The following is a 21524-nucleotide window of genomic DNA, read 5'->3' on the forward strand; positions in this document are numbered from 1 at the left end:
GATTAAAAACCTTCTACGGCAATTTCAATTTCGTCTTCGGGTTTGGCGGAGGCCAGGGCGGTCAACTGATTGGCCAGTAGCGCCCGGTATGCGCCCACGGTCATGACTCCGTTGGCAAGCGGCACAGCCACTTTTCTCGGTTTGGCCGGTGTGGCTGGAGTTGTACCGGTTTCGGTGGTGCCTTCTATTGCACTACCACCGGTGACAGGCGGTGCAGGCTCATCTTTGATAAAACTGTTCTCAAGCATAAACAGTTCATTCTCCTTCAGCGGAGCCTGAACGGTGTAGTTGAGCATCTCAGACAGAGAGAATTTACAGTTGGAACAGGCAATGTTGTAATCCAGCGCCGGTTCTTTAACGATCCGGTTGGTGGCATAACTTTGCAGGGTTTCCAGCTTTTGCAGATTATGTTTGTTTGGCTCTGTCGGATAGTTCGCCTTTAACTCCCGCAGGGCTTTATCAATTTTGCCATTGAGCTGCTGGTATTGCTGGCTCATGGTCGCAGCCGCACTTTTTACCAGTTTGAAGTAACCGTCTTTAACGGTTTGTACTTCGTCTTGCAGTTTGCCAAAGTTTTTGACCATATCCGCTTTGAATAACCGGTCAAACTCTTCATGGGCCTCTGCAATGGTGGTGTCTTTGCGGTCTGCCTTACGCAGCTCACTGCGCACATCCTCAATAAACCGTTTGAACGCTTCCACCTTGCGGAAGTTTTTCTTGATAAAGCCCTGGGCTTTCAAAATGGCCTGAATGGCATTGGAGAAGTTATCGCTGTTGTTGAGCAAGTACTCCACTTTTTCGATGTAATTGCTTTCGGTGGTTTTGCCGGTAAAGGGTTGCAGCACTAATTTCAGTTCGGCCACTTTCGGGAACAGGTTCTCGAATTGATCAACGCTATTATTGAGTGTGCCAATGGCATCAATAAAGTGTTGCGCCATTTGCTGGATGCTGTCGGCCAGATCAAAGTCGTTGGTATTCCAGTCAACTTTCCGACCGATATGGTCAGCGACTTCCAGGTTCATCAGCAGCTGAACGGCATTGTCCTTCTGGCTGGAAGTTAATGCCGCAGTAATGGATTTAAAGGAGGCCGACTTGAACTTGGTGGCATTGGTAAAGGCGTTATGTACCTCTTTCTGATCATGGGAGAAATAAGGATCATTGCCACCATGTTTCACTGCCAGACGGCCTGCCCGGAACAGTACCGCTAGTGTAACGACAATGGTGCCGTACTGATAACCCCAGGGCTTGCCGTTTAACGCCGACTCCAGGGATTTACCATCCACATAGCGGGATTTAATTTTTTCGTTGATCTCTTCGACGATGCGCAGATGATCGCCAATAAAGTTACCGTGGCCATCGAAAAATTTGAAATCAGCAGCACTGAACAGCTTGCTAAGGCTTTCCTTGTCGGCGCTGAAAATTTTCGGTACCAGAGCATCATTCAGCTGGCTGGATACCCGTTTGGTGTAGAGGTTTTTGACCATTTTGCGCTGATTGTCTGCGATGGTGCCTTTAAAGCTGTTTTCATCCAGCAGGTGGTCATCAAACAGGTAAACCAGAGTGGCGTTTTGATAGGCGCTCTGAATCAGGTCCTCCAGGGTGTTTTGCTTATCCTTCCGAATGGTTTCAAATTCCCGGATGATCTGACGTTTGGCCTGATCCTTTTCAGCAGCGTACTTTTCTTCCATGTAGCCGAAGCGCATGATGTCGCCGAGCAGTTTGTCGATATCGGCAAATCTGGTGGTGTCGGGAATCAGGGTGATTTGACCTTTTTCATACTGGGTATCCAGCTTGATCTGTTCAATAAAATCCTGACGGTCTTCATTGATATTAAACAGGCTGTAGGCAACCAGTTTCAGATGTTTACTGCCTGCGGAACCGGTTAATTCATCATCCTGATCGGAAGTGATACTGAACTTGAAGCTGTCACCGGCATCGCTGTAGGACGCAACGCTGTTGAATATTTTGTAATCCTTGATGTACTTGACCAGCTCACGCTTTTTAGTAAACAGCTCAACGTCAAAGTCTTTCATCTCCTCCAGCATTTTGCCTTCAAGATCGGACGTGATTTTGTAGTTGTGGTTGGAGAGCAGCAGTACTTTGGCCTCAACCAGCAGGGTTAAGGCGGCTTCGATATTGGGTTTTACCCCGTAGTAAATGGCAATATCGGTAATGTAGCTTTTGGTAATGTTTTCTACCGTGGGGGAGACCACCTCAGAATCCGCCAGCAGGTGGATGGTTTTCAGCAGCTTTTCACCATCGATGGAGCTGTCGCTCTCTTTGAGAACTTTGCGAGCGCTGTCGTATTTATTGACCAAATCAACCGGTGGTGCGGTCTGTGCCTCGGTGCAAATGGCAAAGCCTGGTGTAAAGTTGTACAGCGTCTGTTCACGCATCTGTTTACGCAGCACATCGAAGGTGGTAATGATCATCCCACGGGCGGCAATCTGGGTGGCGACCAGCGCATTGGAGCTGAACAGGAATTTCTGCAGAATATCAAACTGATATTTATGGAATGGGTAGTAGGTAGCAAATTCTTCCGCTGAAGTGGTTTTGGTCGGGAAACCAGACTTCAGGTTAGTGCTGTCAGTGATGGCCGCTTCGTTTTTGCTGTAATAATCCAGCAGATCATTGTGCGCCGACCCGGTTTTTTCCAATAGACGGGTACGGATAATCACATCGACATCGGTGGATTCCAGATGGATTTTGGTTTTAAAGCGGTCGGTAACTTTGGTTAACTGGCTGCGGTTGACGTTGGCGTTGTTAATAACATCATCCAGTTTTTCCTGGGCAATGGCGATGGTCCAGACTTTGCTGTTAATGCTGGATAAAGATTCACTGATGCCTTCCAGGTCCAGCAAGGTGAACTTCTGCTGTTTGATGGCTTCGCTGGCTTCGTCGAAGACAAATACCAGGGTTTCATCGGTGTTTTTCGCGAGGTATTTTTCCAGCTCCGCTTTTAATGTTGTGGCATCAAAATTTTCGATATTAGCGCTGTAAACGTTTCTGGTGTCTTCGTAGTCTTTTTCGCTATGGCCCATGTCAATAAAGGCCTTACGCATCGCTCTGGCAACCAGCCGGTTGTTCTTTTTCAGGTCATCCCACTCTGTGGATTCGATGCGTTCTACAACCGTTTTGAATTCGTCGTAGTTACCTTCAAGAAGAAGATCGAACTCCATATAACCGTATATATCATTACGCAGACCCAGATGCTTCAAGAAATTGGCAAACAAAGTAAAGGCCAGACCTTTCTCAGTGTTCTGCTTGGCAACATCCAGAGAGATAACGCGGCTGTTAATACTATCCAGTTTGCGGATGGTGCTTTCCAGCAGGGCTTCATTGTTAACACCCTGAATACGGGAAATAAATCGATCTCTGGCCGGTGTGCCTGCAATCATCGGGTTGCCGATGATATGGCAGAGCATTTTACCAAAATAAGACTTACCGGAACCGTAAAAACCCGATAGCCAGACACCGGTTTCTTTGATGTTCGAGGTGAACTGACCCAGAAACTCATCCAGATGTTCACTAATGCCTTCCGTAACGATGTACGATTCAATTTCCTGTTTGATTTCGATTTCAGAACGATCTTCAAGGTCAATTACGTTTTTAATGTCTTCTTGCAGGTCGATCTTCAGAATATCTTGAATGGCTGTCATAACTTATCCCTGATTAATTGGCCCTTAGTTCACTAATACACAGCGATATTGGGAGGCGGGTTTGAAGTTCAGAAACTGGAGGTTTTCACCGGTGATGGTGGAGGGGTAAAAAATAACCAGCGGTTGCTTAAGACCCATTACATCCCTGTGTTCCATGATATTGACGTTTTCTATACCGGTTCCGTACAGACAGCCACTGCGAATAAGAAACGGGATTTTGCCTCGGGAGCTGGTCTCTTTTATCGCGTCGATAATCAGATCAAACAGATCCGGGGTATCATTATCAGATTTGAATACCTGGTGCGGGGTGTTGGCAAAATCGTTGTAGTACTCAGCAAACGATGACCAGTCGTCTTCATCAATAAATTGAACCAGTAACCGGCTGATATCGATAAACTCTGCCGTTTCTCCATAAACTTCCCGAGCCTGCCGGATATACAGCATTTCATCCTCAGGAGGGTAAGAGAACAGAATACTGTTTCCACCATTGGCTTTTCGGCGGAGTTGATCCTGGTGGGCAAGATGATGGTTCAGATCAGTAAACTTCTGTTTATGATCAGCGGTATAGGACATCGCATACTTCCTTATAGCTGTGTGTTAACTCAACGTTTAATTCCACCCCGTTGAAACTCATATGAAAAAAGCCCTGTATGGAGAGCTTTTTTAACCGGCTTTGAATATCTTCAGCCGTGATAAAACAGGTGGGCAGCAAACGGCTTTTCAGAATGTTGGCCACTGCGGGTTGGTACAATCTGGCGAAATAGAGAAACAGGGTCAGCGCCTCGGATGAGGGGCGAATATGGTTAAAGGTTTTGGTTCGGCCTGAGGTGACAAAATCAAACTTGGTCATCAAGCTCAGGTACTTGGTGGCAACCCGGTAAAGGGTATCTTCAGACCAGCTGGGTTTTGAGGGATCGTTTTTATCGGAAATATCTTTAACGAAGGCAATGATGTCTTCCTGGGATATTTGCGCACGCCCTGAGAAATAGGTTTTTACAAATACCCGGGTGGTGATCTCTCTAAACAGTCGGTTGTTCAGGCAAAGATGCCAGAAAAAGGCGAACTTTCTGTCCTGATCGGGGATATGTTCCTGGAATACGCTGCTGGCTAATGCTTCGTGGTCTGCGTTGATGAAGTGTAAAACCGTTTTCTGGATGGCCCAGTTGACCTTTGACCGGGTTTTGATGGTGCGGATATCGAATTCATTGTCATCGGTGATCCGGGATTCTGTGGAGTCAGGCTGGGCAAAATGCACATTCACGATATTGAAGATTTGCCGGTAATCCTTCAGGCCTGCTATATCTTTGATCGTGGTGTTGTAGACATTACCTGGCAGCTCGTCTGGTTGGAGGGACTCAGTGTTTGCCAATCTTTATCCTCGCAGATTCGGTGAACGCTGTTCGATGTATTTGTCCAGGGGCTATCTCCTCTCGAGATTTCTGCATTTCAGAGACGCTACCGCCCGTGGTTGTTACCATTGTCTTTTATTGACGCCGGGGAGCATGGGACCAGATAGCTCAGAGGAGGATTTTGAGGTAACTGGTTATTGTACGCTTGTGAGGTGATTGGTGGTAGTCGTGTATTTTCGAAGAGGTAACCAAATAAATCACTTTTTGGTCTGCACGCAGGTAAAGCTTGGAAAAAGAGTCCAAAAATCCTGGATTTTTCCGGATCATATGCTGTCACGAACGGTTTTTACCATTCGTTCGTGCAACAATATCCCGATGAATGCGAAAAACGTCCTGTAAATTCGTGAAAACAGTTCCTACGCCAACGCCTCCTGAAGAACCTGCAGGTCAGGCTCTGCAAATGGCAACGCCAACGCTTTCTGCTGGGCCTGCTCAGACATTTTCTTCCAGGTTTTCTGCACAATGGCGATCACTTTGTCCCTGGGGTGTTTGGCGGCAAAGGCCGAAAAGTCGCGGGTCAAAAAGACCAGGCAGGCACAGTCTTCCAGCGTCTGGGTGTCGGCATTTCGCTTGATGCCCTGCTTGCGGATAATCGCGGACGCTTGTGCACAGCTTGCTTCTGAATAACCGTTTCTGGCCATGATTTCACCGGCTTTTCGGGCATGCAGCTTGCCCAGTTCGGTGCGCCACTTCAGGTAGCCGGTGCGTCCTTCAGGGTATTCTGACCGGGGGATTTCCCAGCGGCAGAGGTGCTGACTGCGAACGGCGATCTGCAACTCCTCAGAAGCATCCGGAGCCAGCTGTTGCAACCAGTGGGTCATTTGCCGGGCGTAGTTTAATTCTGCCGGGGTATCATCAATGACGCTTGGGTCCATCTGGTGAAGCTGGTCAATGGCGGCCAATGTTTCTGCAAGCCTGGTCATAAACTGCGATCTCATTTTAAAAATAGTTATGCCGCACTTTTTACTTGATTTGCCAGTGGATTTCGACTGGTATTTGTGATTCTACTCAACTGGATAGTCGGGTTAAAAAGGATGAGTAAAGAAAAGCCCCCAAGGGTTGCCATGGTGGTTGGTGCGACCGGTGCCACCGGGCAGGTGTTGATGCAATACCTGCTGGAGCGAAGCCACTACTCCGAGGTCGTTGTTCTGCACTACCGGACGACACAATGGGCGGGTCATGCCAAAGTCAGGGAGGTGGTGCTGAGCCTGGATCAGTTACAGGATCTGGATTTAACCGTTGACGTCTTGTTCTGTTGTCTTGGTACCACCATAAAAAAGGCTGGCTCAAGGTCAGCCTTTGCCAAAGTTGATCGTGACTATGTGCTGGCACTTGGTCAGTGGGCAGTGGACCATGGACAGCCGTCGTTTCATTTGATCAGTGCTTATGGGGCAGATAAGGGGTCGCTGGCCTTTTATATGAAGGTGAAAGGTGAGGTGGAGAGTGGGCTGAAAGCACTGGGGCTTCGCTCTCTGGCTATTTACCAGCCGTCATTGCTGCATGGCAATCGTGATGAGTTTCGGCTGATGGAGTCTGTTGGATTTTATCTGCTGTCGCTGTTAGGCAGCCTGCCGGTTTCCGGTTTGAAAGTACTTCGTCCCACCCGGATTACAGCACTGGCAACCTTGATGTACCAGCAGTCATTACTGGATGTGTCCGGTTTGCAGGTGTTCCGCCCTTCTGATATTGCTGTCTGTGAATAATAGCGAGGCACCATTGCACACACCGGTGGTATTACCTGAAGACTATTACCTGACCAATTTTCAGCGGCTGCTTGGTTTTGTTGAGCAGCAGTATGCTGATTTATTGAGTGGCCGCGAAACCGGTTTTCTCAACACCTTCCGACGGCTGGAGGAGGATGCACAGAAACTCTATGTGCGGCTGGTGGGGCGCAAAGGCCCGATGTTTCGGCGGGATAAACTTAGCTATCCGGAAATTGCTTCCATTGACTTGGCGGTAAATGAATTGGTCGGTGCGGGTCTTATGCAGGTTAACCCGCCGCTGGATCTGGTTGCGGTGTCCGAGCTTATGACCAAAAGTGAGTTACTGTGCTGTTTTCCTGACCAGCTTGGCCCTTATCGAAGCGAACGTAAGCAGGCGTTGGTAAATCGGTTGGTGGATAGCGGTAACCCATGCCCTGATCTGCCGTTTACCATTCTTCAACCGCTGTACCGGGAAGAGCTGAGAACCTTATTGTTCCTGTTCTTTGGTAACCTCAGTCAGGATTTGACGGAGTTTGTACTTCAGGACCTGGGTTTGAATCGCTTTGAAAACTATCCGCTAAACTCGCGGTTATTTGACCGCCGGGAGGCGCTGGAGCAGGGGTTGAGCCTGTCACTGCTCTGGCAGGCAGTGGCCCGGGACAACAAGAAACTTGACCTTGATGAGTTGCAGGCCCTGGCCGCTAAATTACCACCGTCGTCTGATTTCAGCCATCCGACCCTTAAGCGACGGTATGCCCGGCTGGTGAATGCCATTGCCCGTGACCTGGAAAGGCAAGGTGCTTTGCGGGAGGCCGTCGCCAGTTTTCAGCAGTCGTATTTGCCTCCGTCCCGGGAACGGCGGGCTCGCATTTTGGCCAGGCTCAATGATACGGCTGGCGCGTTGGCACTGTGTGAAGAGATACAGGCTTCACCGGCCAGCAGCCTGGAGCTGGCTTTTGCCCATCGGTTTGCCAAAACCCTGATGGGCGAGAAGCGCAGGCGGCAAACCGCACCGTTTAACGAACGGACTCTTGAGCTGAATGACAATGGTCAGCGGGTTGAATTTCAGGTACAGGCGCATTTCAAAGATCAGGGGTGGCAGGTGTTTTATGTGGAAAATGCCCTGATCAATGGGCTTGCTGGCCTGTGGTTCTGGGAGATTATCTTTGCCGACCGGGAGGGGGCGTTTTTCCACCCGTTTCAGAGTGGACCAGCAGACCTGATGACTCCGGATTTTTATCGAAGCTGTAAGGATTCGATTCATCAAAGGCTGGCAGAAATGTCTGAAAGCAATCTTCTGGATACTCTGCTGGCAACCTATAGCAAGAAGCAGGGTATCAGCAATCGTCTGGTGATCTGGCCGGCACTCAGTCCGGAGCTGATTACCCTGGCCGTATCGTTGATACCGATGGCACAGCTGTGTGCCATGTTTCAACGACTGATGTTTGATATTGCCCACAATCGGACCGGGTTTCCGGACCTGATCCTGTTTGATCCGGAAAATAACCGGTATCAGTGGCTGGAGGTTAAGGGGCCGGGAGACAGGCTGCAGGAAAACCAGAAATTGTGGTTGGCATTTTTTCAGGAAAACGGGATTCCAGCAGAGGTGGTGTATGTCAGATGGATAGAGGACAGAACGCGGCTCGATATAAATTAGTGAATATCGTACTTCCATTGATTTGCTACAATTAAGCGACAGCTGATGATTGAGGAGGTTGATCATGGCTATAAAAACCGGTCACGATAGTTCCGTTGCATTTGAAACCGATCTCTCCGCCGATTTGCTCAGCAAAGCCAGAGCGCTGCATGTGGATGTCCACGCAGTGATTCAACGAGCGGTGGCGGCAGAAGCGAATCTTGCAGATATTGAACGACAGATTACTCTTGCCTGTGAACAGCAGAGCAGTTTGGTTTATCACCATCTGATCGACAATTACCCCCTGAAAGAGGTGGGCATCAGGGATTGTTACCGAAAGAGCAGGTAGCATTTTCAGCATATCCAGTTCAGAGCCTTATTCAGTCACGGTATGTGTTCTAGGTTTTTTTTACATCGAGTGTTACCCGGGTTTGATTCGCCGATCATTTAACGGTCAAGGGTCGTTCATTTCTTGTCAGACTGCAGAGACCACACGGGCAGCGTGTGTTCATTGAATCAAGGGATCAGGTGGCGTTCCTGTTCTCTGGCACCACCCGGTTAGATGTCTACTCTCTCCCTTTCTACACGGTGGGATCGTTTGCTATGTCCATTTTTGCGCAATTCCAGCAACGGTATGAGGCAGTTCAGCAGGAAGAGCTGAGCCTGCTGGACTACCTGAAACTCTGTAAAGAGGATCCTTCGGCCTACGCCAATGCAGCCGAACGTATGCTGAAGGCCATCGGTGAGCCGGAAGTCATTGATACCGCCCGTGATCCGCGCCTGAGCAGGATTTTCTCCAATAAGTTGATCAAACGTTACCCGGAGTTCAAAGAGTTTTATGGTATGGAAGAGGCCATTGAACAGCTGGTCTCTTATTTCAAACACGCGGCCCAGGGCCTGGAAGAGAAAAAACAGATTCTTTACCTGCTTGGTCCCGTAGGGGGCGGCAAGTCCTCCCTGGCCGAAAAACTGAAGCAGCTGGTGGAAAAGGTGCCGTTTTATGCCATCAAGGGGTCGCCGGTGTTTGAATCGCCGCTGGGACTGTTCAACCCTGAAGAGGATGGGGCCATTCTTAAGGAGGAATACGGCATTCCCGGTCGTTATCTCAGCTACATCATGTCCCCCTGGGCGGTCAAGCGCCTGAACGAGTTTGGTGGCGACCTTACTCAGTTCCGGGTGGTCAAGCTCTATCCAAGCAGGCTGAACCAGATTGCCATTGCCAAAACCGAACCCGGTGATGAAAACAATCAGGACATTTCCAGCCTGGTGGGCAAGGTGGATATCCGCCAGCTGGAAGAGTATGCCCAGGATGACCCCGACGCCTACAGTTTTTCAGGGGCGCTGTGCCGGGCCAACCAGGGCATCATGGAATTCGTGGAGATGTTCAAGGCACCCATCAAAGTGCTGCACCCATTGCTGACCGCCACCCAGGAGGGCAATTACAACAGCACCGAAGGGCTGGGGGCCATTCCCTATGAGGGGATTCTGCTGGCGCACTCCAATGAGTCTGAATGGCAGTCCTTCCGGAACAACAAGACCAATGAAGCCTTCATCGACCGGGTCAACATTGTCAAGGTGCCGTATTGCATCCGGGTCAGTGAGGAGGTGCATATTTACCAGAAATTGCTGGAACACAGCTCGCTCAAAGCGGCACCCTGTGCCCCGGATACGCTCAAGATGCTGGCCCAGTTCACCGTGCTGTCCCGCATCAGGGAGCCGGAGAACTCTTCCATCTACTCCAAGATGAAAGTATACGACGGTGAAAACCTGAAGGACACCGACCCCAAGGCCAAACCGTTGCAGGAATACCGGGATATGGCCGGGGTGGATGAAGGCATGAACGGGCTCTCCACCCGGTTCGCTTTCAAGATCCTGTCCAAGGTATTCAACTTCGATCCCACCGAGGTGGCGGCCAACCCGGTGCATCTGCTTTATATATTGGAGCAACAGATTGAGCAGCAACAGTTTCCGGAAGAGGTTCATGACCGTTACCTTGCCTTTATTAAAGAGTACCTGACGCCCAAGTACATTGAGTTTCTCGGCAAGGAGATCCAGACTGCTTACCTGGAGTCCTACTCAGAATACGGGCAGAACATCTTTGACCGGTACATCACCTACGCCGACTTCTGGATTCAGGACCAGGAGTACCGGGACCCGGACACCGGGCACATTCTGGATCGGGGTGCCTTGAGCGAAGAGCTGGAAAAAATCGAAAAACCGGCAGGCATCGCCAATCCCAAGGATTTCCGCAACGAAGTGGTCAACTTTGTACTGCGGGCCCGGGCCAACCACGATGGCAAAAACCCCAGCTGGTTAAGCTACGAGAAGATGCGCACCGTCATTGAGAAGAAAATGTTCTCCAATACCGAAGACCTGTTGCCGGTCATCTCCTTCAATGCCAAGGGTTCGCAGGAGGACCAGCGCAAGCACGCAGACTTCGTTTCCCGTATGGTGGTTCACGGTTATACCGAGAAACAGGTGCGCCTGCTGTCGGAGTGGTACATCCGGGTCCGGAAGTCCCAATGATCCGCGACCGGTCCGTGCTACTGCGGGCCCATCTCCAGCCCTGCGACCGGGGTTGATCTACCGAGCTGCAGCTATCGGGAGAGCGTTCATCATGAGCCTCATCATCGACCGGCGTCTCAATGGAAAAAAGAAGAGCACCGTGAACCGGCAGCGGTTTCTGAAGCGTTACCGGCATCATGTCAAAGCCGCCGTCCAGGATGCCATTGACCAGCGTTCCATCACCGACGTTGACAGTGGCAGTGATATCACTATCCCCAGAAAAGACCTCAGTGAGCCGTTTTTTCACCACGGGCAGGGTGGGCATCACGGCCATGTTCATCCCGGCAATCACGAGTTTCACCGTGGTGATCGCATTCAGCGGCCACCGGGTGGCGGAGGGCAGGGCAGCGGTGACGGACAGGCCAGCGACAGGGGCGAAGGGGCGGATGAGTTTGTCTTTCAGATCAACCGGGACGAGTTCCTGGAATACCTGTTTGATGATCTGGAGCTGCCCAACCTGCTGCGAAAAGAACTGAAAGACAGCACCGACTATCAACTCAAACGGGCAGGGTTTACCACTGCCGGCTCCCCGGACCGGCTGAATATCGTGCGCTCGCTGCGGGCTGCCCATGCCCGTCGCATAGCCCTGTCAGGTAAAGACCGAAAAGTGATCCGCACCCTCAAGCGACGGCTCAGGGAAATGGAAGTGAGCCCGGATCCTGTCGATCAGCAGCAGGCCACCCTCCTCCGGGAAGAGATCAAGTCGCTTAACAGGAAACTCAAACGACTGCCGTTTATTGACGACTTTGATCTGCGCTTTAATAACATGACCAGGGTACCCCTGCCCTCCAGCAAGGCGGTGATGTTTTGTGTTATGGATGTCTCCGGGTCCATGACCCAGGAGATCAAGGACATGGCCAAGCGCTTCTTCCTGTTGCTCTACCTGTTCCTGGAGCGCAACTACGAGGCCGTGGAAGTAGTCTTCATCCGGCACCACAGTGAAGCGCGGGAGTGTGATGAGCACGACTTCTTCTACGCCCGGGAAACCGGGGGCACCATTGTCTCAAAAGCCCTGCTGCTTACCCACGACATCATTCAACAGCGATACCCGCCCGGTCAGTGGAACATCTACATCGCCCAGGCCTCGGACGGGGATAACTGGGGCGAAGACTCCAGCACCTGCACCAATATTATCCTGGACAAGCTGTTGCCGGTTTGCCAGTACTTTGCCTACGTGGAGATTACCGACCAGCAGCACCAGAACCTCTGGTATGAGTACGCAACCATTGCCGAATCCTACCCGGATCACTTTGCCATGCAGCACATCCGCAGCTATCTGGATATCTACCCCACCTTCCGGCGTCTCTTTGAAAAAAAGGAGGGTTCCCATGTTGGCCGCTGAAGCGCCGGAAAGGCATACCGTCCAGCGGGGAAAACCGCTGTCCACCGGGTCCGAATGGACGTTCGAACTGCTGGACCTTTACGACCGGGAATTTGCCCGGTTGGCGGATAAATTCCGGCTGGACACCTACCCCAACCAGATTGAAGTGATCAGCTCCGAGCAGATGCTGGACGCCTACTCATCGGTGGGGATGCCCCTGATGTACAACCACTGGAGTTATGGCAAAACCTTTCTCAACAATCAGCAGAACTACCAGCGGGGACGGATGGGGCTGGCTTACGAGATCGTGATCAACTCCAACCCCTGCATTGCCTATCTGATGGAAGAGAACACCATGCCCATGCAGGCCCTGGTGATCGCCCACGCCTGCTACGGCCACAACTCCTTTTTTAAAGGTAACTACCTGTTCAGACAGTGGACGGACGCCAGCGCCATCATTGACTACCTGCTGTTTGCCAAGCACTACATCGCCCGGTGCGAAGAGAAGCATGGCGTTACGGAGGTGGAAGCGATACTGGATGCCTGCCATGCGCTGATGAATCAGGGCGTCAATCGCTATATCCGCCCCGCACCGGTCTCGGCAGAGCAGGAACAGGCGCGCTCGCGGGAGCGTGAAGCGTACATCCAGCGCAACCTGAATGATCTCTGGCGCACCATCCCGGTGAGCGAGCCACCACAGTCACGTCAGGATGAACGGTTTCCGAAAGACCCGGAAGAGAATCTGCTCTACTTCATCGAAAAGAATGCGCCGCTGCTGGAGACCTGGCAGCGGGAGATCATCCGCATCGTGCGTAAAGTGGCGCAGTATTTCTATCCGCAACGACAAACCCAGGTCATGAACGAGGGCTGGGCAACGTTCTGGCACTACCACCTGATGCATGAGATGTATGATGAAGGGTTGATCACCGAAGGCTTTATTCTGGAATTTCTGCATTCACACTCCAGTGTCGTGTTTCAGCCGGCCTTTGATGATCCGCGGTACAGCGGGATTAACCCCTATACTCTGGGGTTTAACATCTTCCGGGACATTCGCAGGATCTGCCAACAGCCCACGCAAGAGGACCGTGAATGGTTTCCCGACCTGGCGGGCAGTGACTGGCTGGACGCCGTGCACTTTGCCATGCAGAACTTCAAGGACGAGGGATTCATTCTTCAGTACCTGTCCCCCAGGGTCATGCGGGACATGCGCTTGTTCAGCATCGACGACAACGACATCAACCCCTACCTGGAAGTGGATGCCATCCATGACGGGCAGGGCTATCGGCAGTTGCGGGAAAACCTGGCTGCCCTTTACAACCTGGGTAACCGGGAACCCAACATACAGGTCTACAACGTGGATGTCCGGGGCGATCGCTCGTTGACCCTGCGCCATTACCTGCACCAGCGACGTCCGCTGGAGCGAGACAGCACCCATGAACTTTTGAAGCATCTGCATCGCCTGTGGGGATTTGATGTCAAACTGGACTCGGTAGATCAGGATAACATCATCCAGTACACCTTCAGCACGGAAAGCACCTGCGACAGGGAAGAGCAGGTTCAGGTTACGTCGAAAAAGCGGGTCAACCGGAAGCGCCCATAAGCAGAAAGCGCCGCAGTAAGGAATTGTCCCGGAATAACTTCATGTGTTCCCGCGTGCTCCAGCGCAGAGGTGTATCGATGAACGGCGCTAAAATCATAATCCATCGACCAATAATCGCAAACCCGGTATCCATGTGCCCGGATACAGTGCTATTTCAGAGATTGTCCGGAGTAGATACCGGGGCTGACAAGTTCACAGGAGAGTAGCGATGCCTGAAGTCACTGCCAACATGCTGAGACATGCAGCCATGAACCTGCTGGTGCAGAAAAATTACTCACACGACGAGCTGGCGCAAAAATTATCCTATCTCTCTGATAACGATGAACTCATCCTTGATGTGCTTGACCGGCTGGAAAAAGAGCGGCTGTTGAGTAATGAGCGCTATGTGGAAGGCTTTATTCAACACCGCGCGGCCAAAGGCCAGGGCCCTTCACGCATTGCCCAGGACCTGGAAAAAAAAGGCATTGATCCGGAGATGATTGTCAATGCCCTGAAAGTGTCGGAGATCAACTGGCAGGAGCTGGCAAAGTCGGTTCGTCAACAGAAGTTTGGTCACAAGCACCCGAGAAAATCCCGGGAGATTAATGAACAGAGAGAATTTTTGCAAAGCAGGGGATTTCCAGCTGAGCTACTGGCCAATCTGTTTTAATTATCAGACAAGTAGTGTCGTTTGGTGTTACCGGTTGACTGACACCGACCATGACGTACTGTAAGAAGGCTTGGTTTTCTGCCAAAACGCAACCAATTGAAAATCCGGAAAACATCATCCGGAAGCCAAAAGGCTGTAAGTAGCTAACCATATGAAATCATATATTTCTGACTCCTTGTTCAGGCACTCCCGGCAACTGCTCCTGCGTTGCTCTAGCTCCTGCATCCATGCAGTCGTGCTTCGTTACAACTCCGGTCACATAGCTACGGCTATGCTCCCTCCGTTGTGCCTCGCATAGCACCTGCCCAAGTAGCCAGAAATATATGATTCCATATGGCCAGCTACTTATATATTAAAGGCCAGCTATTTAGGATTAGGAGTTGTCTGGAAATAACTTCCCTATTTTCATTGCCTGGCTCTGTTCGGACTGAGCTTGTCGAAGTTCGGTGGCACGACCCTTCGACAAGCTCAGGGTGAACGGAAATCGGGAACTTATTAAAAGACAATTCCTTAGCATCTATCTAAATGTTACGTTTATGAAATATCCGGGCTAAGCTGGGGGATGCGTTTTTGGACGAGAACGACTTAATACTTCCGGTTATGTCGGATAATTTTTAAGCAATTAACAATCTCAAATAAAAGCAAAAAAAATAAACGACATTACTATAGTTAAATTTACTGAAATTACGATGAAATCACGGTGTTATTTGGATGTCTCCAGTGGTTGCCTGCGGTTCATCGGCAACGACTCACTGGGCGATGGTCGACGCACCACTAACGAGATCTTCATTTACGGCCTGTCCATCGGATTTCGGTACCTAATGCTTGCCATTTGAGAGTAACGAAATGACTGCCTCAACATTGAAAGAAGCGGCAACTGGCATCAAAACCGCCGAAAAAAACGAACTGGCCCAAAAACTGGTGGCTGCCTACAGTGAACAGCAGGCCATTGTGAACCAGATCAAGGCGGCCCAGTGGAACAATCAGGGTGCCCGGGCTGCTGAGTTTACCCAGCTACTGGCGGCGGCGGCTCCGGAAGTGGCCTGCCAGCCCAGCCAATACCAGGTGCGGCAAAACCAGACTGTACAACCCTTTCCACCATCATGCCAGATTGCTGAGCGCATCAGCTTATTCGGTCGTCGGGTACCCTCGGACTACAACGAGATGTTTGAGTGCTCCCGGATTGAAGACCCACAAGCGCAGGAGACCTACCAGAACGCTGAAGCGATTGCCAAGGCCTGTGAAACGTTTGCCCAGACTGCCAGGCATACCATCAAACTGGCTCACCAGGCAGACGACATGGTAACGGCGCAAGTAATGACAGCACAACTGCAAACGGCAGAACAGCTGGCAACGCAGCTGAGACGGTTTGAGTAGAGATGGATAAGACGGATTAAGAGTCGACATAGGTTCATATGGGATCCCGGTGTCGGTTAACAGCTTGCACCGGTTTTTTCCGCCAAGGCGAATTGGCAAAAACTCCAGGCAGAAATGTCTGAAAGCAATCTTTTGGATACTCTGCTGGCAACCTGTAACGGGAAGCAGGGCATCAGCAATCGTCTGGTGATCTGGCCGGCACTCAGTCCGGAGCTGATTGCCCTGGCCGTATCGTTGATACCGATGGCACAGCTGTGTGCCATGTTTCAACGACTGATGTTTGATATTGCCCACAACCGGACCGGGTTTCCGGACCTGATCCTGTTTGATCCGGAAAATAACCGGTATCAGTGGCTGGAGGTTAAGGGGCCGGGAGACAGGCTGCAGGAAAACCAGAAATTGTGGTTAGCCTTTTTTCAGGAAAACGGAATTCCAGCGGAGGTGGTGTATGTTGGGTGGGTATAGTCTTTTTAGCCGGAATAACAAAGCCTCATACCGGAAATATAATTTCTTTGCTACAGCCTTTGGAATGATGCTACATACTTCATGTATATGGCTTGGAGGGTGGCGACTGATATGGCTCAAGGTACTGTTTTTGAAAATAATCGGACTCAGGCAGTCCGCTTACCGGCGGAGATCCGTTTTCCCGGTGATGTTAAAAAGGTCAATGTCAGGGTACGGGGGCAGGGGCAGGACAGGATATTATCTCCGGTGGGTAAGACGTGGGATTCCTTTTTTAATATCAATCCTGATGACGGGGTGACCGATGACTTTATGACCGAAAGGGCTTCACAGGAACAACGGGAGCGGGAGTCACTTTGATGCTGAAATACACTGGATACTGATATTTGCATTTATGTGATTAAAAACCGCCCGGCTGTTGTTGACTCTATATTCAACCGGAATGACGGACTGATTGCCATCAGTGCAATCACCTTGTCATGCCCATCCAGTTTCACCGGTAAGCCCGGTTATGAACTTTTCACTGTGAAATTAGTCGAAAAAATGAAATTAACTTCAGGTTAAGTGGAGATACGATTTGATTAACAGCAGCAGTGGGGCACAGCCCAAATACGTTATCCCTGAATCTGCAGCCCCTACATCAACGTCTTCAGCTGATAATGCAAACTTTAAGGGGCACCAGCTTCAAGCTACACAGTCATCCCGGCGAGTAGAAGCTGCTCTGCAAGGTAAGTGCGCTCTTTGCCTGGAAACTTTCATCAATACTGAAATCAAGCCATTATCCTTGTTGCCATGTTTCCATGTGTACCACTCAGCATGTTATGCTCAAGTATTAGATCAATCCTGTCCTGACTGCAGGGCTCTTGCCAGTCCTTCAAAAATTAAAATTTACCAAAACAGCACATTATTGAGAGAGAATTTGCCACTGGAATGCACTGAAGACCTTTGTCTTGTCGTAGGTGCCAATGCCTCGATCAGCTCCGGCACGCAAGCTCTCTGTCCTTACCCTCTTGCAACTTTCCCATATCAGGAGGCAGAAAACTTTCTGGAAAACAACCATCCCCAAATTATTGAATGGCTCCTTGAGTCATTTGCTCAAAAACACTACACAACCGCTAATGTGCGTTATTACGAAAAATATTGCGGAACAGAATTCGAACACATTCACCAGAAACCAGCGATTACGCTTTTTGTGCAGCACAACCCCAACGAGTCCATGCAAGGATTGTACTATTCGTCTGCAGATATTAATAAAGCAAAAACGGCAGAATCTGCTTTCGCAAATCTTGTGGAAGACATTCGAACTGATTTATTAATTCTCAGCCTGAGAAACTCGCATCCAGCCATTTTTGACCGCAAAACAGACCTATACATCTACCGTTATGATTTATGGACATACAACGCTATTTTTGTCAATGGCAAAAATAACTCCGTCCCTCTTCGCACCATATTCAATCCATCAACTAAATCTTTTAGCTGGGATAGATTGAAACTGGAGCTGGAAAAACAGGGTTTTGAATATAAGAAGTTATTCGAAACAACTCCTTCTGAAAGATTTTTCGAGTGTAATGAGTTTTCCCGGATGAGATCTTTTCAGAGCCGGGGATTTGATTCTGTTGACGGTTTTCACTCCAGCAGCCTGAGGGGAACCACAGACGCAGAATGGAGCACGCCCGGCTCTCAACGCCCTGTCAGTGAAAGTACGTTGGAAATTCCCTCCGGGGAGTTTGATACCGATAGTTTCTTATTCTGATCTGAAGAAGCTTAACCGGGTAATACCCGATCACCTCGAATTAACTCCGGTGGGGTAGCAGCAGATAAGCAGTTGGCCAAATGGAATTGTATATTTCTGGCTAAGAGGGCAGTTACCATTTAATGAAACCTACTGTAAGTCCGGTCAGGAACTTTTTATTGTGATAATAGTCAAAAAGATGAAATTAACTTCAGGAAAAAAGGAGATACAACTTGATTGACACCAGCATTGTGGCACAGTCTGAATCCGTTATCCCTGACCCTACAGTCCCTACCTCTGAATCAACGTCTCCAGCTAATAATGCAAACTTTAAGGGGCACCAGCTTCAAGCTACACAGTCATCCCGGCGAGTAGAAACTGCTCTGCAAGGTAATTGCGCTATTTGCCTGCAAACTTTAACCAGTACTGAAATCAAACAATTATCCTTGTTACCATGTTTCCATGTGTACCACTCAAAATGCACTGATGAACTATTAAACCGTCAGCAGCCCTGTCCTGAGTGTAAGGGTGTTATCAGTCCTTCAACGATTACAGTCTACGACAATAGCAGATTATTAAGAGAGAGTTTGCCACTGGAATGCACTGAAAACCTTTGTACAGTCGTAGGAACCAATGCCTCGATCAGCTCCGGCACGAAAGCTCTCTGCCCTTATCCCCTGGTAACTTTCCCACATCAAGAGGCAAAAGACTTTCTGAAGAACAACCACACCCAAATTATTGCATGGCTCCTTGAATCATTTGCCCAAAAACAGTACACAATCGCTGATGTGTTTTATGATGAAAAATGTTGCTACTTAGACGAATTCATCTACGTTGACGGGCAACCAACGATTAACATTTATGTGCAGTTCAACCCCAATGAGCCAAAGATTAAATTGGGCTATACGTCTGCAGATATTAACAACGCAAAAACTCCAGAAGCTGCTTTCACAAATCTTCTGGAAGACATTCGAACCGATTTATTATTTCTCAGCCTGGAAAAGACGTATCCAGCCATTTTTGACTGCAAAACTGATCTACGCATCCATCATTATGATTTATGGAAACACAACGCTATTTTTATCAATGACAAACGTAATTCCATCCCTCTTCGCAACGTATTCGACCCATCTACTAAATTTTTTAGCTGGGATAGATTGAAGCTGGAGCTGAAAGAAAAGAGTTTTGAATATAAGAAATTATTCGAAACAACCCCTTCTGAAAAGCTTTTCGAGAGCTGGCCGGTTGATTCTGTTGACGGTTTATACTCCAATAGCCGGAGTGAAACTATAGACTTAGAATGTTACTCCAGCTCTCAATGCCCTGTTAGTGACAGTACGTTAGACATTCCCTCTGGGCAGTTTGATGCCGATAGGTTCTTATTCTGATCTGAAGAAGCTTAACCGGGTAACACCCGATCACCGCGAATTATCCTTGGTGATCGGGTGGGTGCATCAGTAGCAGATATCGTCAGGCATCAATACGCTTGTACTTAATACGGTGCGGACCAGCCGCTTCTGCACCCAGGCGGTCGAGGCGGTCAGCTTCATACTCGGTGTAGTTACCTTCAAAGAAGGTCACTTTGGAGTCGCCTTCGTAGGCCAGAATATGAGTGGCAACACGGTCCAGGAACCAGCGGTCGTGGGAGATCACCATGGCACAGCCGGGGAATGCCAGCAGGGCTTCTTCCAGGGCACGCAGGGTCTCAACGTCCAGGTCGTTGGAAGGTTCGTCCAGCAGCAGTACATTACCACCGTCTTTTAATGTGGCCGCCAGCTGGAGACGGCCCCGCTCTCCACCGGAGAGTTCACCGACACGCTTCTGCTGATCGCCACCCTTGAAGTTGAAGCGGCCAATATAAGCACGGGATGGCACTTCATAGTTGTTGATGCGCAGAATGTCCTGGCCATTGGAAATGGCTTCCCAGACGGTTTTGCTGTCATCCAGCTCATCACGAAGCTGCTGGACGTTGGAGATTTTAACGGTGTCTCCGAACTCAACGGTTCCGGAATCCGGCTGCTCCTGCCCGGTGATCATTTTGAACAGGGTGGATTTACCGGCACCGTTACCGCCGATAATGCCGACAATGGCCCCTTTGGGAATGCTGAAGCTCAGGTCATCAATCAGCAGGCGGTCACCGAACCCTTTGCTCAGGTTGTTGACTTCAATCACCTTGTCACCCAGGCGTGGACCGGGTGGAATGTAGATTTCATTGGTTTCGTTACGGTTCTGGAAGTCCTGGGACTGCATCTCTTCAAAGCGGGCCAGACGGGCTTTGGATTTGGACTGACGGCCCTTGGCATTGGAACGAACCCACTCAAGCTCGTGTTCCATGGCTTTGCGGCGGGCATCCTGTTGCTTCTGTTCCTGTTCCAGACGCTGCTCTTTCTGTTCCAGCCAAGCGCTGTAGTTGCCCTGGTAAGGAATACCTTCACCACGGTCCAGTTCCAGAATCCAGCCAGCGGCATTGTCCAGGAAGTAACGGTCGTGGGTGATGGCAACAACGGTTCCTGGGTATTCAACCAGGAAGCGTTCCAGCCAGGCAACGGATTCCGCATCCAGATGGTTGGTGGGTTCGTCCAGCAGCAGCATTTCAGGGCTGGAGAGCAGCAGGCGGCAGAGAGCCACGCGGCGACGCTCACCACCAGAGAGGTGTTCAATTTTTGCATCCCACTCAGGCAGACGCAGGGCATCTGCTGCCACTTCCAGCTTGCGCTCCAGGTTGTGGGCATCGGCGGCCTGAATAATGTTTTCCAGACGGGCCTGTTCCGTGGCCAGGGCATCAAAGTCGGCATCCGGATCAGCGTAGGCGGCATAAACTTCATCCAGACGCTGCTGAGCGGCCTTAACTTCCCCCAGTGCTTCTTCCACCACTTCGCGGACGGTTTTGGCCAGATCCAGCTCAGGCTCTTGGGGCAGGTAGCCGACGTTCAGGTTGGGCTGAGGGCGGGCTTCGCCATCAAACTCTTTATCCACACCAGCCATAATTCGCAGCAGGGTGGACTTGCCCGCACCGTTCAGGCCCAGAACACCAATTTTGGCACCCGGGAAAAAGGAGAGAGAAATATCTTTTAAGATCTGACGTTTCGGGGGAACGATTTTGCTCACCCGATTCATGGTGTAAACGAACTGAGACATCATGTTTATCCGTGATAAATTGAACTGAATAATACAATACAACAAAGAATGGTAAAACAATGTTTGAGAGTATTCGGGATTTGAAGAAGCGGTATTGGGAGGCACTTTTGTGATTACAGACATTTTATCCCTGCTCTGAAAAATTCCTCTGGACCCACCCCATGAAAATGGTGGAAAACGCCGTTGAAATCAGTATGGAACTTTTTCATAACTGCCAATGTCAAAATTTTAAAATGTTTCTACTACCATACCTACCTCCATAGGTTGGCCACT

Annotated in this window: 17 protein-coding genes; 12 read left to right on the forward strand and 5 right to left on the reverse strand. The window is 50.0% G+C overall.

What is annotated here, in order from left to right; genetic code table 11:
• Window positions 1–2: 2 nt before the first annotated feature.
• The 4 genes from brxC to O3276_RS21485 all read right to left on the reverse strand — a co-directional run bounded on the left by brxC (window position 3) and on the right by O3276_RS21485 (window position 5991).
• Window positions 3–3659 (reverse strand): BREX system P-loop protein BrxC, encoded by a 3657-nt coding sequence (gene brxC / locus O3276_RS21470; protein WP_269673139.1) that lies wholly within the window; start codon window positions 3657–3659, stop codon window positions 3–5.
• Window positions 3660–3683: 24 nt separating this feature from the next.
• Window positions 3684–4232, reverse strand: a complete 549-nt coding sequence (locus O3276_RS21475) for a BREX protein BrxB domain-containing protein (protein WP_269673140.1) — start codon at window positions 4230–4232, stop codon at window positions 3684–3686.
• The gene (locus O3276_RS21480; protein WP_269673141.1) at window positions 4216–5028 is read right to left on the reverse strand and encodes a BrxA family protein; all 813 of its coding nucleotides are present in this window, start codon (window positions 5026–5028) and stop codon (window positions 4216–4218) included. The genes O3276_RS21475 and O3276_RS21480 overlap by 17 nt, the downstream gene beginning before the upstream one ends.
• A gap of 396 nt (window positions 5029–5424) precedes the next feature.
• Complete coding sequence (locus tag O3276_RS21485; protein ID WP_269673142.1) at window positions 5425–5991, reverse strand: DUF4202 domain-containing protein; 567 nt, start codon at window positions 5989–5991, stop codon at window positions 5425–5427.
• 111 nt (window positions 5992–6102) lie between these two features.
• On the opposite strand from O3276_RS21485, the gene O3276_RS21490 reads away from it, so the two are divergent.
• The 12 genes from O3276_RS21490 (at window position 6103) to O3276_RS21545 (ending at window position 19501) form a co-directional block, all read left to right on the forward strand.
• Window positions 6103–6771, forward strand: coding sequence for a Rossmann-fold NAD(P)-binding domain-containing protein (locus tag O3276_RS21490; protein ID WP_269673143.1), 669 nt, complete (start codon window positions 6103–6105; stop codon window positions 6769–6771).
• Window positions 6764–8428, forward strand: coding sequence for a VRR-NUC domain-containing protein (locus tag O3276_RS21495; RefSeq protein ID WP_269673144.1), 1665 nt, complete (start codon window positions 6764–6766; stop codon window positions 8426–8428). Before O3276_RS21490 ends, O3276_RS21495 begins: the two co-directional genes overlap by 8 nt.
• 64 nt (window positions 8429–8492) lie before the next feature.
• Window positions 8493–8756 carry a hypothetical protein gene (locus O3276_RS21500; protein WP_269673145.1) on the forward strand — a complete coding sequence of 88 codons (264 nt, stop codon included), beginning with the start codon at window positions 8493–8495 and terminating at the stop codon, window positions 8754–8756.
• 254 nt (window positions 8757–9010) lie between these two features.
• A complete protein-coding gene (locus O3276_RS21505; protein WP_269676035.1) occupies window positions 9011–10933 on the forward strand; it encodes a PrkA family serine protein kinase in 1923 nt (640 codons plus the stop codon).
• Window positions 10934–11024: 91 nt separating this feature from the next.
• Window positions 11025–12314 (forward strand): YeaH/YhbH family protein, encoded by a 1290-nt coding sequence (locus tag O3276_RS21510; RefSeq protein WP_269673146.1) that lies wholly within the window; start codon window positions 11025–11027, stop codon window positions 12312–12314.
• Window positions 12301–13893 carry a SpoVR family protein gene (locus tag O3276_RS21515; protein WP_269673147.1) on the forward strand — a complete coding sequence of 531 codons (1593 nt, stop codon included), beginning with the start codon at window positions 12301–12303 and terminating at the stop codon, window positions 13891–13893. The genes O3276_RS21510 and O3276_RS21515 overlap by 14 nt, the downstream gene beginning before the upstream one ends.
• A 208-nt stretch (window positions 13894–14101) precedes the next feature.
• Window positions 14102–14542, forward strand: coding sequence for a regulatory protein RecX (locus tag O3276_RS21520; RefSeq protein WP_269673148.1), 441 nt, complete (start codon window positions 14102–14104; stop codon window positions 14540–14542).
• Window positions 14543–15388: 846 nt separating this feature from the next.
• Window positions 15389–15919: a ferritin family protein gene (locus O3276_RS21525; RefSeq protein ID WP_269673149.1), complete on the forward strand. Its 531-nt coding sequence runs from the start codon at window positions 15389–15391 to the stop codon at window positions 15917–15919.
• 114 nt (window positions 15920–16033) lie between these two features.
• The gene (locus O3276_RS21530) at window positions 16034–16384 is read left to right on the forward strand and encodes a VRR-NUC domain-containing protein (protein WP_269673150.1); all 351 of its coding nucleotides are present in this window, start codon (window positions 16034–16036) and stop codon (window positions 16382–16384) included.
• Between the two features lie 111 nt (window positions 16385–16495).
• Window positions 16496–16741, forward strand: a complete 246-nt coding sequence (gene vapB, locus O3276_RS21535; RefSeq protein WP_269673151.1) for a type II toxin-antitoxin system VapB family antitoxin — start codon at window positions 16496–16498, stop codon at window positions 16739–16741.
• 217 nt (window positions 16742–16958) lie between these two features.
• Window positions 16959–18134 (forward strand): RING finger domain-containing protein, encoded by a 1176-nt coding sequence (locus tag O3276_RS21540; protein WP_269673152.1) that lies wholly within the window; start codon window positions 16959–16961, stop codon window positions 18132–18134.
• Between the two features lie 212 nt (window positions 18135–18346).
• The gene (locus O3276_RS21545) at window positions 18347–19501 is read left to right on the forward strand and encodes an RING finger domain-containing protein (protein WP_269673153.1); all 1155 of its coding nucleotides are present in this window, start codon (window positions 18347–18349) and stop codon (window positions 19499–19501) included.
• A gap of 82 nt (window positions 19502–19583) precedes the next feature.
• Here O3276_RS21545 and ettA read toward each other — a convergent pair whose 3' ends face one another.
• On the reverse strand, window positions 19584–21251 hold the full coding sequence (gene ettA / locus O3276_RS21550; protein WP_269676036.1) for an energy-dependent translational throttle protein EttA: 1668 nt from the start codon (window positions 21249–21251) through the stop codon (window positions 19584–19586).
• Window positions 21252–21524 lie beyond the last annotated feature (273 nt).

The organism is Endozoicomonas sp. GU-1, assembly GCF_027366395.1.
Classification (GTDB): domain Bacteria; phylum Pseudomonadota; class Gammaproteobacteria; order Pseudomonadales; family Endozoicomonadaceae; genus Endozoicomonas.